Annotated in this window: 16 protein-coding genes and 1 pseudogene; 11 read left to right on the top strand and 6 right to left on the bottom strand. The window is 41.3% G+C overall.

Features of this window, described 5'->3' with window-relative positions; all coding sequences use genetic code 11:
• Positions 1 to 15: 15 nt before the first annotated feature.
• Complete coding sequence (locus tag ACFQWC_RS12335) at positions 16 to 1,377, bottom strand: sensor histidine kinase (protein ID WP_377107554.1); 1,362 nt, start codon at positions 1,375 to 1,377, stop codon at positions 16 to 18.
• Positions 1,378 to 1,554: 177 nt separating this feature from the next.
• Between ACFQWC_RS12335 and ACFQWC_RS12330 the strand changes: the two genes are divergently transcribed.
• On the top strand, positions 1,555 to 2,145 hold the full coding sequence (locus tag ACFQWC_RS12330; protein ID WP_341357611.1) for a YdhK family protein: 591 nt from the start codon (positions 1,555 to 1,557) through the stop codon (positions 2,143 to 2,145).
• A 357-nt stretch (positions 2,146 to 2,502) separates the two neighbouring features.
• Here ACFQWC_RS12330 and ACFQWC_RS12325 read toward each other — a convergent pair whose 3' ends face one another.
• Complete coding sequence (locus ACFQWC_RS12325) at positions 2,503 to 3,525, bottom strand: serine hydrolase domain-containing protein (RefSeq protein WP_377107552.1); 1,023 nt, start codon at positions 3,523 to 3,525, stop codon at positions 2,503 to 2,505.
• Between the two features lie 216 nt (positions 3,526 to 3,741).
• Between ACFQWC_RS12325 and ACFQWC_RS12320 the strand changes: the two genes are divergently transcribed.
• The 3 genes and pseudogenes from ACFQWC_RS12320 to ACFQWC_RS12310 all read left to right on the top strand — a co-directional run.
• Complete coding sequence (locus ACFQWC_RS12320; RefSeq protein ID WP_377107550.1) at positions 3,742 to 4,359, top strand: HAD family hydrolase; 618 nt, start codon at positions 3,742 to 3,744, stop codon at positions 4,357 to 4,359.
• A 148-nt stretch (positions 4,360 to 4,507) separates the two neighbouring features.
• On the top strand, positions 4,508 to 5,710 hold the full coding sequence (locus ACFQWC_RS12315; RefSeq protein ID WP_377107548.1) for an ATP-binding protein: 1,203 nt from the start codon (positions 4,508 to 4,510) through the stop codon (positions 5,708 to 5,710).
• A 204-nt stretch (positions 5,711 to 5,914) separates the two neighbouring features.
• Positions 5,915 to 6,154 (top strand): annotated as a pseudogene (locus ACFQWC_RS12310) (KGG domain-containing protein); the annotation flags it as partial.
• 184 nt (positions 6,155 to 6,338) lie between these two features.
• On the opposite strand, the gene ACFQWC_RS12305 reads toward ACFQWC_RS12310, so the two are convergent.
• Positions 6,339 to 6,854: a DUF3231 family protein gene (locus ACFQWC_RS12305; RefSeq protein ID WP_299745810.1), complete on the bottom strand. Its 516-nt coding sequence runs from the start codon at positions 6,852 to 6,854 to the stop codon at positions 6,339 to 6,341.
• Positions 6,855 to 7,098: 244 nt separating this feature from the next.
• On the bottom strand, positions 7,099 to 7,347 hold the full coding sequence (locus tag ACFQWC_RS12300) for a YueH family protein (RefSeq protein ID WP_299745813.1): 249 nt from the start codon (positions 7,345 to 7,347) through the stop codon (positions 7,099 to 7,101).
• 199 nt (positions 7,348 to 7,546) lie between these two features.
• On the opposite strand from ACFQWC_RS12300, the gene ACFQWC_RS12295 reads away from it, so the two are divergent.
• The 6 genes from ACFQWC_RS12295 (at position 7,547) to ACFQWC_RS12270 (ending at position 10,632) form a co-directional block, all read left to right on the top strand.
• Positions 7,547 to 8,050 carry a YehS family protein gene (locus ACFQWC_RS12295; RefSeq protein WP_377107546.1) on the top strand — a complete coding sequence of 168 codons (504 nt, stop codon included), beginning with the start codon at positions 7,547 to 7,549 and terminating at the stop codon, positions 8,048 to 8,050.
• Positions 8,051 to 8,053: 3 nt separating this feature from the next.
• Positions 8,054 to 8,761 carry a M48 family metallopeptidase gene (locus ACFQWC_RS12290; protein WP_299745819.1) on the top strand — a complete coding sequence of 236 codons (708 nt, stop codon included), beginning with the start codon at positions 8,054 to 8,056 and terminating at the stop codon, positions 8,759 to 8,761.
• 66 nt (positions 8,762 to 8,827) lie between these two features.
• Entirely contained in the window at positions 8,828 to 9,217 is a 390-nt protein-coding gene (locus tag ACFQWC_RS12285; RefSeq protein ID WP_299745822.1) for a VOC family protein, read from the top strand.
• 203 nt (positions 9,218 to 9,420) lie between these two features.
• On the top strand, positions 9,421 to 9,861 hold the full coding sequence (locus ACFQWC_RS12280) for a Dps family protein (protein WP_113970302.1): 441 nt from the start codon (positions 9,421 to 9,423) through the stop codon (positions 9,859 to 9,861).
• Positions 9,862 to 9,982: 121 nt separating this feature from the next.
• The gene (locus ACFQWC_RS12275) at positions 9,983 to 10,363 is read left to right on the top strand and encodes a nuclear transport factor 2 family protein (protein ID WP_299745827.1); all 381 of its coding nucleotides are present in this window, start codon (positions 9,983 to 9,985) and stop codon (positions 10,361 to 10,363) included.
• A 146-nt stretch (positions 10,364 to 10,509) separates the two neighbouring features.
• Positions 10,510 to 10,632 (top strand): hypothetical protein, encoded by a 123-nt coding sequence (locus ACFQWC_RS12270; RefSeq protein ID WP_258549680.1) that lies wholly within the window; start codon positions 10,510 to 10,512, stop codon positions 10,630 to 10,632.
• Between the two features lie 71 nt (positions 10,633 to 10,703).
• Here the strand turns inward: ACFQWC_RS12270 and ACFQWC_RS12265 are convergent, their stop codons facing one another.
• Positions 10,704 to 12,242, bottom strand: a complete 1,539-nt coding sequence (locus ACFQWC_RS12265) for a glutathione ABC transporter substrate-binding protein (protein ID WP_377108009.1) — start codon at positions 12,240 to 12,242, stop codon at positions 10,704 to 10,706.
• A gap of 391 nt (positions 12,243 to 12,633) precedes the next feature.
• Here ACFQWC_RS12265 and ACFQWC_RS12260 point away from each other — a divergent pair, with 391 nt between their 5' ends.
• Positions 12,634 to 13,482 (top strand): STAS domain-containing protein, encoded by an 849-nt coding sequence (locus ACFQWC_RS12260; RefSeq protein WP_377107542.1) that lies wholly within the window; start codon positions 12,634 to 12,636, stop codon positions 13,480 to 13,482.
• 84 nt (positions 13,483 to 13,566) lie between these two features.
• On the opposite strand, the gene ACFQWC_RS12255 is transcribed toward ACFQWC_RS12260, so the two are convergent.
• On the bottom strand, positions 13,567 to 14,280 hold the full coding sequence (locus tag ACFQWC_RS12255) for a Dph6-related ATP pyrophosphatase (RefSeq protein ID WP_299745840.1): 714 nt from the start codon (positions 14,278 to 14,280) through the stop codon (positions 13,567 to 13,569).
• Between the last annotated feature and the right edge of the window lie 47 nt (positions 14,281 to 14,327).

Here is a 14,327-nt window from a genome sequence, read left to right as displayed (position 1 = left end):
ACTGACCTCCAAGCATCACAGAATAATGTTGATCGATGTTCCTTTATTTCGTTGACTTTGTATTGAAATTTGACCGCCGTGTGCTTCCACCAGTTCTTTGACAATGGATAGCCCGAGACCGGATCCGCCAAATTCCCTGGAACGTGATTTCTCCACCCGGTACATCCTGTTGAATACCTGTGGAAGTTCATCCGGTGGGATGCCCATTCCCTGGTCGTTAATCAGGAGGTTCATATTCCCTGATTCGTTTCGCTCAACCGTCACTTCAGTCGTTGAATGCGGGGGCGAATGTTTTAGGGCGTTATCCAATAAGTTCATGACGATTTGTTCAAGTCGAATGGGATCGGCATGGAACGGGAAATCCTCCTTCACAGTCAAAATGAGATCGATTCCCTTTCTTTTAAAAACAGGAGCAACCTTGTTGATGACTTTTTGATAAAAAGAGCCCGAATCGATGGTTTCAGTTTGAATGGAAAAATTGTTTTCATCAATCTTTGCCAGCTCAAATAAATTTTCGATCAACGTCAGGATGGTTTTGGATTCTTCTTGGATGATGTTCAGATATTCTTTTCGTTCAGATTCCGGGATGTCCTCTCGAAGAGCCACATTGGCATATCCTTGAACATATGTCAGGGGGGTTCTGAGCTCATGAGAAATATTCGCTAGGAATTCAGTACGCTCCTGTTGAATGGTCTCTAGATCTGTCGCCAGCCTCTGAATGGAATCCGATAGATCCCCAAGTTCATCCTGACCGAGTTCCGGAAGTTTCACCTCAAAATTCCCTTTGCTCAATTTTTCCGTCGCCTGCTTCATTTTTAACAAGGGACGCGTCAGAAGTTTCGATAGGAGAAAATGGATCCCCGTTAAGATGATGAGACTAAGTATTCCTGCGAGAAGGAAATGGCTGTTCAATTGGCTGATCAGGTTCCGCAACGGTGTGGCGCTTTTGAACATATAGACATATCCTTCGTTCCGTTCACTTTCGAAGGATGTAACGGTAGATAAATAATTCATATCCTTCCAATTTGATTCGATGACCCTTCCTTCACGGGTCAACGATTCAGGGGTGACTTGGATTAGTTCACGCATCCCATCCGTTAATACACGTGAACCAATGATGACGTTATGGTTTTGATCTGTGATCACAACTTCCGTTTCCGTTTTGGATTCCATGAGGGCTATGTGGTGGAGCGTCGTTTCCGAATAACGATCCTCTAACACATCACGATGACTGTTCCCCCGTGATAGAATCGATTGAAATTCTTCCTCGATCCGTGTATCGATGATATTGTCATGTAGATAGAGCATCAATAACCCTTCCATCACGAGAACCGCAATCGTGAAGTAGAGGGCTAACTTTGTTGAAATTTTCTTCATAGTAAAACCTCATTTTGTCATTTCCTTTATTTTACCGAAAAAATATGAAAAAACTATGCACAATGCTTCAAGCCTGAAGGCATTTGTCATAAATCTTTCATGATTTTCTCGCATTTCTCCATATAATTTGCAATTTTGCGGGATAAACTTTAATTCATAAATGAGAGGAGGACTACCATGACTCAAAATAGTAAAAAAACGATCCTATTACTTTTTACAGCACTGTTTCTCCTGTTGGGTGCCTGCTCCAACAATGAAGAGGATATGGGACATGAAGACGGAAATGACCAGGAGATGAAGGAAGAAATGGACGGGATGGACCATGATGACATGGATCACTCAAGTTCAGGAGAAGTACCTGAAGGCTTGAAGGAAGCGGCGAATCCCACCTATGCAGCAGGAAGTAAAGCCATCATCCAAGATGACCATATGGAAGGGATGAAGGGAGCCGAAGCCACAATCACAGGTGCTTACGAGACCTTTGTCTATACCGTTTCCTATACACCAACCACTGGCGGAGAAAAAGTGGAAGATCATAAATGGATCATTCATGAAGAAATTGCCGATCATGGTGAGGAACGTTATTCATCTGGGGATGAAGTCGTCCTAAACGCCGATCACATGAAAGGGATGGAAGGCGCGACCGCGACAATTGATTCCGTTGAAGAGACGACGGTGTATATGGTGGATTTCACACCAGTAACAGGTGGGGAAGAGGTAAAGAATCATAAATGGGTGACAGAGAGCGAGTTGTCACCGGCTGAATAAAGGTTGTTTAGTAAATCTTAATGCATGAGCTTATTCTAAAAAAGGATAAGCTCTTTTTTGTGCAATAAAGAATTGAAGGAATCTTGAATATTTGAAATAATTAGGAGGGAAGGGGGAATACCCATGAGCCTTACAAAACGGGTGTTGGTCCTATTAGGGTTAGTTGATGCAGTACTGATCATCATGTATCCTATGGATTACTACATCCTTTTCTTGAGACCACGGGATACGTATTTCCGATAATTTTAATATGGGGAGGTATGAGATATTTCACTTGAAGCTGTTGGAAGAAAAGAGGCTCCATCGTTCTTCTTTGTTACTGGAAAGCCGGACGATGGAACCCTATTTTTAATGCACTCAGATTTCAAAATAACCTTCAATCGATTTCGTCACTTCAAACGGGCCAGATTCTCTATTAGATGGAATTGCCAGCTTCAAGTCAAGTGCAGGGTAAAATGAGGCGCGGAAACTGACTCCGGGATCATAGCCCATCACATGAAACTTGTAGATCTCCTCATTCCTTTGATTCATCCATATTCCATACCCGTAGTGCACTTCTCCATTCACATGGACATGAGGGGTCAGCAGCTTCCCGGTCGTTTCTTCATTTACCAGTTTATAAGAAAATAAAGCTTCCCAAAGGCTCATCATGTCTGATGCTGTAATAAACGCACCGCCGTCAGCCCCGCCTTTTACAGGAATTGAATAGAGGTTGGTTCTCCATGTATTCTCTTCCTCTATATATCCGACTGCCGTGTTGGAAGGAAGGCAGTCCAATGAAAAATAGCCAGAGTGGTCCATGCCTGCTTTATGGAAAATCTCAGATTCTATATATTCTGTAAAAGACTGCCCTGTTTTCTGTTCAATGATCAATCCCAATAGGATGAAACCTGCATTGTTATAATGAAATCGATCACCGGGAGTGAATTTCATCTGACCGGATTGAAAGAATGGCAGGAAATCCCGTAGCGATCTCATGTGATAAACTGGTGTTTCTTTCCATAGCTCTTCAAAATCAGACATCACTTCTTCATCAAAATAATCCGGAATGCCTGATGTATGTGTCAAAAGATGATGGACGGTCACACGGTCATCAAAATGAGGAAAGTCGATATCCAAACAATCCTTTAGACGAGTGTCAAAAGAGAGTGCCCCTTTTTCAACCAATTGGGCTATTCCTATGCTCGTAAATAACTTACTCCCGGAGGCAATTCCGAATCGTGTAGTCGGTTTGTTCGGAAGGCGATCAGATCGGTTCGCATAGTCACGGGCGCTTTCGGATACAACTTCTGTCCCTTGTTTAACTAGGACGACACCAGAGAAGTCGAGTTCTTGACAGCTTTGATCAATTAGATTACGCAGCTCGGTATGTTTGCTCATTGATTTAACCTCCGTTATAGTCTATGACTCTACAAATCATTTTTTATTACATATTAACATAAATTTCCTTTGAGGGACATCGGGGACAGGCACCATGTCCCACTACTCAAGCTAACGCCTGTAGTGTTTAGGAAATAACCCTATCCCTGAAATTTCTGCTATACTACATACAATGACAATTTTTCCCTAACAAAAAACGAATTGGAGGAACCGATCATGGACAGCATCATCTTCGACCTGGACGGCACACTTTGGGACCCAATAGAATCCGTACTGGAAGCATGGAACAACGTCATCAACGAACATAACCAGTTAAAAGAAGGCATAACAAGGGAGCATCTTGAGGGAACCATGGGGCTTCAAATGAAGGAAATCGGGAAGAAATTGTTCCCTGAATTGAACGAAGAGGAGCGGGAACAGCTACTGAAAGATCTGTCCAGTCATGAAATCCCGCACTTAAGTAAGCATGGAGGGAGTCTCTATAACCATGTGGAAAAGGTGCTTGTAGAGCTGTCGAAGAAGTACAAGCTGTTTATCGTGAGCAACTGTCAGGACGGATACATCGAGGCCTTTTATGACTATCATGGACTGGATAAGCATTTCATCGATTATGAGAACCCCGGCAGAACAGGTCTTTCAAAAGGTGAGAATATTAAGCTGATCATCGAACGCAACCATTTAATTGACCCAGTATACGTAGGTGATACAGAAGGGGACCAAAGGGCGGCAAAAGAAGCAGGGATTCCATTTATCTATGCCCGCTATGGATTTGGGGAGGCGAAAGAATACACCCAAGCCATTGATTCATTTGATGAGCTGCTGAATATTTTCTGATCATGTTGAGAAGGGACGGACCTTGTGAAGGTCCGTCCCTCCCATTTTAATTGATTTCCATTATTGACTATTCCCGATTTTTGTAAGATAGTTACTATGTCCTGTCATAGAATGACAGAAATAGAGTTTTCTAGTGGGAGCATTTCTAATGAAAGAATTTAATGGCCGATTACATAAGAAATACTATTATATGATTGTTTCGTTGATCATCGTCCTGATGATAGCGGGTTTACTGGTGGATAATCCGGTCAATTCACGATTCGCGGTGCATGGAGTGATGATCGTGATCATCTCTGGCTGTCTATTGATTTATCCTTGGTATGAGAATGCGTGGATGAGATATATGACGGTCATTTCGTCGACCGGTTATTTTTACACCCTGTTTTACTTGTATCCGGAAACCTGGTCGGGGTTTATTTTACTTTGTTTTATTCCTGCTTTTTCGATTCTCTTTTTTGACAAGAGGCTTTTTTATTTTTCGCTTGTGATCAATTTTGCTTTCATTGCCTTTACATTCGGTTATATCGGGTTCGTGGATAAGGGGCAGGATTATCCTTACATATACACAGATTTAGTAGGGAATGTGGTGAACTTCCTGGCAAGTCAGGTCCTGCTGTATTTTATCTTTCATTTAACGAATCTGCGGATTCAGAAGCAGCGGGTTTACTATGAACAGGTGCAGCAGGCGGAGCGGATGAGGACGACTGGTCAGTTGGCGGCGGCTGTCGCCCATGAAATCCGGAATCCCTTGACCGTGGTGAATGGATTTCTTCAATTTTATGTGGAAAATCCCGCATTAAGTCAAAGCCAGAAGCAGAATTTTTCCCTTATGATCAATGAACTCGATACGGCGGAGCATGTCATTTCACAGTTCCTCTCCGTTTCAAAGCCCGATCAAGGGGAGAAGGTGGACAACGTTGATATTGAACTGGTTCTGCAAGATGTAACGGAACTCCTTAACATGTACGGTTTGTTGAATGATAATGGCATTGATCTCAACGTGGAAAAGGATTGTCATGTGGCGGTCAATTCTATTGAATTTAAGCAGCTTTTCATCAATCTAATAAAAAATGCCATCGAAGCTTCCCCGCATAGCGGGTCCGTTAAGGTGACGGCTACCAAAGTAAAAGGCCATGTCTGCATTCGAATTATTGACAACGGACGTGGAATGAGTCAGGAGGAAGTGAAAAACCTCGGTACTCCTTTCTATTCCTTGAAGAGTAAAGGAACCGGCCTGGGTCTTATGATTTGCTTCAACATTGTGGAGAAATATAAGGGGACCATACACTTTGACAGTGAGCGGGGAAAAGGTACGACGGTTACACTTCGGTTTCCGCTTGTTGACGTGTAAGTTTAAATGATAACAATAGCAAAACGACCTGTTCCAATAAAGGCAGGACGTTTTGCTATTTTAGTTAGCTGAATTCGACGGTATAAATTAATTTACAAAAATGTTAAAATCTCCAAAAAATCGTTTAGGAAGATCCTTTCGAGGTATATAACGAGTGTACAAACGTACACACCACTTTTACTAAACTTAAGGAGGATTTTCATTATGGCAAACAGTAACAGCAACAACAGCAACAAAAACAGTAGCAACAACAATGACAACAACAGCAAAATGAGTTACGAAGAAGCAGGCCGTAAAGGCGGAGAGAAAACAGCCAGAACCCATGATAAAGAATTCTACCAAGAGATTGGTGAAAAGGGCGGAGAAGCAACCTCAGAAAACCATGACAAAAAATTCTATCAGGAAATTGGAGCAAAAGGCGGTAGTAATTCCAGCAACTCCAATGGTTCAAGCAACTCAAGCAGCTCAAACAGCTCAAACAACAATAATAACTAGATAATAGTTAGGGAGAGGGATCTTACGCTAAATAGATCCCTCTTTTTTCTTTCTATCCCAGTTTGGCTTTAGAATTAGGGAAATGTAAAAGACCTGTTAGACGAACAGGTCTTTAACACCTGAATTCAGATCATCAATCACAATGTTCTTGTTTGTTTTTATGAAGGGGCGGCGGGATTAACCAGCCTTTTTCTTTGTTTAATTTGAGTACTTTAGCCCCTAATTGAGCTTTTTGCATATGGAATTGTCCAAACATCATGGCCACATCTTCACGAATACATTGACCGATGGCCGTACTGCAAGCAACTAATCCAGCAGCAATATTGGTTGATAGTGCTCCTGAGATAGCAGGGTCCGGCATACGGGCACCTGTTGGAATGTCATCGAGACATGCCTGTGGCGGTTCTGGAGGGGTAGGCGGTAAGCCGATTCCATTTTCTTTAAGCAGGGTTTCGATTTGTTTTGCCTCTTCCTGCCCGGCTTCAATACCTTCTTTAAGTAACTTCTTAAGATCTTCATCCCCGGCGTGGTTTAGTTGAAGCTGATAACCAGCAACCGCATTTTTAGCTGAGAATAAATAGTTCCATGTGCTGAATACTTCACCATAATGCATTGGTTCATCTTTTGGATTTCCACTTAAAATACCCATAAACATCCTCCTGAAATTCATTTTGTGTGCCTCCTTCCTGCTTTGAACGCACCATTTATATATTCTCCCAAAATGATAAATGAATTCATCCGAGTCAGGTTAAATCAACAGTGTGAGTTAAAAAGTATCGGATCAACTAAGAGAAGAGATGTCGGAGAGAATGACACTTATGTTGACGGTTACTTAAAAGGCTCCTTTCTAATTTGAACAAGAAAAAAACAGCAAATAAATTTGCTGTCGTGTATCAAAAATGGCTTTGAACTAACTTTTCGATAGCTGTTACCAATTCGTCTGTATCCCCTTGGAACATATGGAAATTAAGTGAGGATTGAAGTTTTGTACTTTGAATTCTGATGTCATCCTTTTGATTGAATTCTGCAGACCAATGGATTGCTGGTATCGATACGATAAATCGTTTGTCGGGAGTTTTATGGAGATAAACTTCAGCCAGTTTGTTTCCGGACAGATTGATTTTCTCATATGAGGTAATCATGCCATCACTCATTTCAGGTTTATAGTAAGTATCGTAAGTATAACAGGATTATCCAGAGAAGGCGAAGCATGCGCAGAAGATGTCTGAATCGGTTCATTAATCGGTAAGCTTCTTTTTCATTGAGGTCATACTATAAAACATGTCCTTAAAGTGGTAAGCTAATAATTTAGTGATAGGAAATTTTTCAGGAGGTCGACACATGAACCTAAATAATAACGATCTATTGATTCGATTACGATATGCATTGGATCTTAAAAATACAGAAATGGTTGAGATCTTTGAGCTGGGAGGCATTGAGCTTTCAAAGGAAGAAGTGCTGAAGGTTCTAACAAAAACACAGCATAGTGATGATTTCGAGGACGATATCCTGGAGGATGAAGACCATATCCCATGTGATGATGAAATGTTCGAGTCATTCTTGAACGGCTTCATTACGTTTAAAAGAGGGCCAAAACCGGGACAGACGGGACGACCGGAATTGACGTATGAACATGTGAATAATCTTCTATTAAAAAAGGTGAAGATCGCCCTCTCATTAACAAGTGAGGATATGATCGACATCCTGGATCTGGCTGGAGTGGTAATTACAAAAGGTGAATTGGGAGCGATTATGCGAAGAGAAGGCCATAACAATTACAGAGTGTGCGGTGACCGGTATGCACGGAATTTCTTAAAAGGGTTGGCCATCCGATACAGGGGATAAAAGATGAATCATACTTATTCTGGTGAGACCATACAGTTTGAGATTAAATATAAGAATCGGACATCCATCGGCATCTACTTGGACAGCTTCGGAAACATTGAAGTCCATGCACCTAAAGGGACCCCGGACGAATCGGTGATCCGGCTGCTGGAGGATAAATGGGATGTGATCCTGGAGAGATCGAAGGAGATGAAGGATCGTCTGAATGGACCACAGGAGAAGACCTATCAACATGGGGAACCCTTTTTGTTTCTTGGGAACTCATTTCCCATACAGGTTCAACACGATCCATCGATCATACAGGATCATGTCACATTTGACGGAAAAACACTGCATATCCAAGTAAAAGAGCTTGAGGATGAACGGATCCAACAGGCGTTAAAACGTTTTTACTACAAGCAGTGCAAAGCGATCGTAGAGAAAAGCATTGCGGTCCATCAACGTCACTTTAAAACCAAGCCCCGTTCCATCCGTATCTCAGACAGTCAAACGACCTGGGGTACCTGTGATGGGAGAAGACAATTGACCTTCAACTGGAAGCTTGCCATGGCCCCCCAGGATGTCATCGACTACGTCGTCGTCCATGAAATGTGCCACATGGTCCACCTCAATCACGACCGGTCCTTCTGGCGTCTTGTCGGGAGAATCGTGCCCGACTATAAAGAGAAAGAACACTGGCTGGCAATGTCCAGTTGGAAGATGACGGTGTAAGTGGGACGAGGGGACAGGCACCTTGTTCCCATTAATTAAATAGTTGAAAAGAAAGAAGTGAAGGTCTTGATAAAGTACAAATATCTCCATCACGTAAGTCTTACGGTTACAGATTTGGAAAAAGCAAAAGATTTCTATGGGAAAACGTTATGTTTAAACGAAATTCCGCGTCCCGATTTTGGTTTTCCGGGTGCCTGGTATGATATTGAGGGTCAGCAGCTCCACTTGATCGTCGATCCTTCTTCGCAAACCATACGCAAGGATAAACGTCTATCCAGCAGGGAAGGCCATTTTGCCCTTAGAGTGGAGAGCTATTATGATACTCTCCAATGGTTAAAAGAAAACGAAGTGGAAATTCTCGAAAAACCACAATCGAAAAGTGGATTCGCCCAAATTTTCTGCGCCGATCCAGATGGTAATTTGATTGAACTTAATGTGGAACAAAAAGATCTATAATTTTCTATGAAACCAACAGGCGCGATGAACTCAGGGAATGAGTCATGCTCCTGTTGGTTTTGTTTTTAGGGGAAGCTGTATGTTCTATATCTCAGTGGATAGAATAAGGGTGTACAGTATTTTATGATAATACTTATTAATTGATAATTATTATAAATAAGGATATAATACATTTATAACAAAGACAAAAGGAGAGAACATACATGAATCAACAATTAGTCGTGGCCCTTAACAAACAACTTGCAAACTGGAACGTCCTTTATACAAAACTACACAATTATCATTGGTATGTAACGGGTCCGGAATTCTTCACCCTGCATGAGAAATTTGAAGAATACTACAACGAAGCGGGAAATTATATTGATGAAGTAGCAGAAAGAATTCTTACAATCAAAGGGAAGCCGATTGCTACCCTAAAAGAGTACCTTGAAACGGCTACCATTGAAGAATCCAATGGAAAAGAAACCGCCACAGAAATGGTAGACGCATTAATAAACGATTTTAAACAAATCGTGAATGATTCCAAGAAAATCATCGAAGCAGCAGAGGATTCTCAGGATCAGCCTACAGCTGACTTATTCATCGGAATTAAAACATCACTCGAACAACATATTTGGATGTTGAATGCATTTAATACACGATAAGACAAAAAAAGCATTGACCTGCATGGGCCAATGCTTTTTTACATCATGGACATTCATTCGCCTATTCGTTCCATATCCTATAAAATGAAAGTATCTCGGTTGAAATGAAAGGATGATTAAAATGAATGGTTCACTCACCATTAAAGAAAGAGCAGTCTCATTTCTGGAACTTGTCGCATCAGGAGACGTCCGTGAAGCATACGAGAGTCACGTAAGTCCTGACTTTCGCCACCACAATCCGCATTTTCCAGGAGATGCCAATTCACTTATGTCTGCTATGGAAGAGAATGCAGCCGGAAACCCTGAGAAGATGCTCGAAGTCAAACGTGCCATCCAGGAAGGTGACACGGTTGCGGTTCATTCACACGTGAGACAGAATCCAGAGGACCTGGGAGGGGCTGTCGTTCATATCTTCCGTTTCCAGGATGAGCGGATCGTTGAATTGTGGGATGTTGGACAAGCCATTCCGGAGGATTCACCCAATGAAAATGGGGTTTTTTAATTTCTTTCATTCACTATAATAAGTCGATTCCTATGGGAGTCGACTTTTTTATGTTCAACACATAGGCCAGTGGAAATTTCGAATGGCTTCATATTTATTGCCATCCTTGTGCACTATATAAATAAAACAAAAAGGGTGGTGAAAGTATGTCTAAACAGAAGAACAAGGACCTTAAGAATAATAAAGCAATGCCGAAGTCAGATGTGGAATTTGCACAAGATGGACTTGAAAAAGTGGCCATTAAAGCGCAGGAACGAAAGAATAAGTAAATAGAAATAAGAAATGAGAAGTTAGGCAACTTCTCATTTTTGGTTTTACTGAATCGTTTAGTTAAGAGATATTATTGAATGCTAACATCATTGATTTCCAAATAACCGGCAGGACTGATAGAAAAATCTTTTACGTTGTTTCGAATCGCCGCCATATTTTCAATCACTCGAACCGGGATATAGACCGCGTCTTCCATTTCCAGCTCCTGAGATTTTGCATAAAGCTCCAATCGTTTCTCTTGAACCATTTCAGAACGTGCCTGTTCGATCAATCGATCTACCTCTTCATTACTATAGAAAAATGTATTTCCGGCAGGTCCATGGGAGTTGCTGTGGAAAAGATTGTATTGATTATAGTCTGCATCACCTGTAGCATTTCTCCAACTGATGATGAACATTTCCGAATTTCCACTTGTGGCTTGCTCTACAAAGGTTCCATACTCCTGGATCTGGATTTCCAGGTCGATTCCAATTCCTTTGAGCTGGGATTGCATGACTTCAGCCAGGCTGATCCTTTCCTTACTGTCCATTGTAAGCAATGTTGTTTTGAATCCATCAGGATACCCAGCTTCGGACAGTAACCGCTTGGCTTCATTTACATTATACTCATATGCCTTCATATCCTGATGATAGCCAAACACTTTAGACCCTAATAAGGAGTTTGCCTTTTTTCCTATATTATTAAATACACCTTTCATGATGGAATCCATTTCAACTGCATGGGATATGGCTTTCCGGACACGGACATCATTGAAAGGTTCCTTTTGTACATTGAATCCTACATACTCGGTACCAAAGCCTTCACTTCGGTATACTTCAACATTATCGGAAGCCTTCACTGAATCCATCATCGTGACAGAAAGAGGTTCCGCAATATGGGCTTCGCCTGTTTCAAGCATAGAAATCCTCGTTGTCTCTTCTGGTACGACTTTGAATACGACTTCGCTTATAGTTGGTTGATCTCCCCAGTACTCGTCGTTTCTATTAAACACAATCTCTTTTCCTGTTTCCCAGGACTTGAACTCAAATGGACCTGTGCCGACCGGCTCTTGGATAATGTCCTTTCCATATTTATCGATCGTCTTGGGACTGATGATTCCGCCTTCATGACTCGCCAGGATGGATAATAAGGGTGAAAAAGGTTCAGATAAAAGAAATTGAACGGTATGATTATCGACTACTTTTACTTCCTTGACCATTTTGAATACAACTGCTCGAGGCGAAGCCACCTTTGGGTCTGTTAAACGACCAAACGTTTTCTTCACAGCCTCGGCATTAAATGGTGTCCCATCATGAAACGAGACATCATCTCTTAGTTTGAATTCCCACGTTGTATCATCCAACTGCTCCCATTCCTCAGCAAGTAATGGCTTGATTTTGGCATTTTTGTCTCTGCCGACAAGCCCCTCGTAAATTTTACCGTGTGTCACACTTGCTGCATTGATGGTGGACATAAAATGATGATCAAGATTCTCCACATCGGATAGACGGGCAATGACCAACTTATTTTCTTTGTTGGAAGCCTGTCCATCAGCCTGGTCACCCGAATTTGCCCCCATATTGGTAGAGCAACCGCTAATCGCTAACATCAGTACCATTATTCCAATCATGACAACCCTGCTCCTGAAACTATTTACCTTCGTCTTCATCTATTCATCCTCCCCTCCGTATTTATTTAATTATAAGAATTTTCAGACATATAAAATTAAGATATCTTTACTGTTTTTTTTGTTTTGTTGACCTTTTTATTAGGCAGGATGAGTTTGTTCTAAGGTTCATAGCAAATCAAATGTAGTCCCAAGTATCCGGCCCACTTTTCTTACAGGTGTCGATAGGTGATTAAAATGAATGGGTAAATTGATTAATGATTTTCTGCCCAACAAACCTGACGATTAAATTGGTGTGAAATGTTAAATAAATATTTGAAATACTTGTTTTAGAAGGATTTTTATTCAAAGCAACGAATAGGGAATATATCAGGATAAAAAGGAGCGTGTTATGATGAATGGATTATTCCATAATAAGGAAGAGGTAACGGATTTTCTTACGGCTAACAGAGAGAAATTCCAGCAAATGCTCTTATCTGAAGCTGTAAATGTTGGGAGCAAAATCAATGATATTCTAGAAAAAGGAAACATCGATCTATTAAAGAATGCAGAAATGTTAGCTCACTATATCGTTGAAAACAGAGAAGAAGAGCTGGTTGAATTTGCAAAGATAGAGGGTATTGCATGGGCGCAACATTCTCTCACACTTGCATTCAAACTGGAATGGGTACATGCAATTAGAAGAACTTTATGGTATTTCCTTTATCAATTTGATGATCAGAATGAGGATAATGAATCTCCACGAAAGAAATTCTTTGATTTGGAAAAACGAATCAATGACAGTGTTGATCAGTTCCTGAACAATTTCTTTATCAGTTATTCTGATTACAAAGATGAACTGCTATTGTCGCAAAAAAAGCTGGTGGAAAATCTATCGGTACCTATCATTCCGATAGCCAGCTCGGTTGCGGTACTTCCTTTAATTGGAATGATAGATACCTATCGTATCAATACATTGGAAGAGAAAGTGTTGATGGGAATCAGTTCTATGCAAATTCAAACCCTTATTATAGATTTATCGGGTATTGCCGAAATGGAATTGGATGTCATTTTTCAATTTGAGAAGATCTTAAACGGAATTAATATGATGGGATGCAAGGCAATCCTTACAGGGCTACGGGTAGAGCTTGTCAGAAAAATAGTTGATACAGGAGTGTCATTCGACAGTCAAGTAGAGACAAAGGGTACATTACAGCAAACACTCAAAGAACATCTGGTGTTGGAATCAGGAGTGCAATTTTAATTTAATAATTATATTTAAAGGGGAAAAAGCTGAAGATCAACCATCTGATCTCCAGCTTTTTCATTGTTCAATCATCATGCAGGGTTACTTTCTAACGCGACTATCCGACATTTGATCCAGATCCAGTGGCAAAAAAGCATAATCTCCGTCTTTCATAATCTCACGTTTTAAAACGGGAACAGGTTGTTTGAAAATCGGTCCATCCACTACTGTGGTATGGAATTCTCCACCTTCTCCGCAAGGATCGATTCCACGGGCTTCAAGTTCCTTTATGTATTCATGGGTCAACGTTCGCCCTAAATCTTCAAGGCGCATGCCCAGGGATAAATTAACCGTAACAACGATAGATACAAATCCCAGATTGATAAACTCTTCGACAGCTTCACGATGGTTCATTCCCCATAAAGGCATCCCGAGCTTAAGCCTTGCGTTCTTCGCCACTTTTTCATGCCAGCAGCCGTGTTCAGGCATATCCAGGTCTCCCGTCACTAACACTTCTGCCCCATGATTCTTTGCTTTATCTAAAAGGGTCATGAAGACTTCTTCATAATCTGTCCAACTGGCAGCTGCTGTGAATACGGGCAAGCCGATCGATTCCGCTTGTGCTCGGATAAGCTCCGGAGGCATCCCGTGTGATCTGGAACGTTTTCCTTCTTCCTCCAGCATCACTATCAGGCCGATCGCCTCTCCATCCTTCGATGCTTTGTATAGAGCTAAGACACTATCCTTTCCTCCGCTAAACGAAGTGATGAATGAATGTCCGCGAGCACCATGTTTCCATTCCTTTGATTCTGTCATTCTTATCTTTCCTCCTTATTTGTAATAGTTTCATCGTTTCTTTCATT

It is taken from the genome of Rossellomorea sp. GCM10028870, assembly GCF_042666755.1.
Lineage (GTDB): Bacteria > Bacillota > Bacilli > Bacillales > Bacillaceae_B > Rossellomorea.
The sequence above is the reverse complement of the archived record's forward strand: the minus strand, read 5'-3'. Positions and strand labels throughout refer to the sequence as shown.

Excerpts from the sequence above, each read along its gene's own strand:
- ACFQWC_RS12275 (WP_299745827.1), top strand. The coding sequence starts at position 9,983 with ATGAATGGTTCACTCACCATTAAAGAAAGAGCAGTCTCATTTCTGGAA.
- ACFQWC_RS12290 (WP_299745819.1), top strand. The coding sequence starts at position 8,054 with ATGAATCATACTTATTCTGGTGAGACCATACAGTTTGAGATTAAATAT.
- ACFQWC_RS12335 (WP_377107554.1), bottom strand. The coding sequence starts at position 1,377 with ATGAAGAAAATTTCAACAAAGTTAGCCCTCTACTTCACGATTGCGGTT.
- ACFQWC_RS12260 (WP_377107542.1), top strand. The coding sequence starts at position 12,634 with ATGAATGGATTATTCCATAATAAGGAAGAGGTAACGGATTTTCTTACG.
- ACFQWC_RS12325 (WP_377107552.1), bottom strand. The coding sequence starts at position 3,525 with ATGAGCAAACATACCGAGCTGCGTAATCTAATTGATCAAAGCTGTCAA.
- ACFQWC_RS12320 (WP_377107550.1), top strand. The coding sequence starts at position 3,742 with ATGGACAGCATCATCTTCGACCTGGACGGCACACTTTGGGACCCAATA.
- ACFQWC_RS12295 (WP_377107546.1), top strand. The coding sequence starts at position 7,547 with ATGAACCTAAATAATAACGATCTATTGATTCGATTACGATATGCATTG.
- ACFQWC_RS12280 (WP_113970302.1), top strand. The coding sequence starts at position 9,421 with ATGAATCAACAATTAGTCGTGGCCCTTAACAAACAACTTGCAAACTGG.
- ACFQWC_RS12305 (WP_299745810.1), bottom strand. The coding sequence starts at position 6,854 with ATGGGTATTTTAAGTGGAAATCCAAAAGATGAACCAATGCATTATGGT.
- ACFQWC_RS12255 (WP_299745840.1), bottom strand. The coding sequence starts at position 14,280 with ATGACAGAATCAAAGGAATGGAAACATGGTGCTCGCGGACATTCATTC.
- ACFQWC_RS12300 (WP_299745813.1), bottom strand. The coding sequence starts at position 7,347 with ATGATTACCTCATATGAGAAAATCAATCTGTCCGGAAACAAACTGGCT.
- ACFQWC_RS12265 (WP_377108009.1), bottom strand. The coding sequence starts at position 12,242 with ATGATTGGAATAATGGTACTGATGTTAGCGATTAGCGGTTGCTCTACC.
- ACFQWC_RS12315 (WP_377107548.1), top strand. The coding sequence starts at position 4,508 with ATGAAAGAATTTAATGGCCGATTACATAAGAAATACTATTATATGATT.
- ACFQWC_RS12270 (WP_258549680.1), top strand. The coding sequence starts at position 10,510 with ATGTCTAAACAGAAGAACAAGGACCTTAAGAATAATAAAGCAATGCCG.
- ACFQWC_RS12330 (WP_341357611.1), top strand. The coding sequence starts at position 1,555 with ATGACTCAAAATAGTAAAAAAACGATCCTATTACTTTTTACAGCACTG.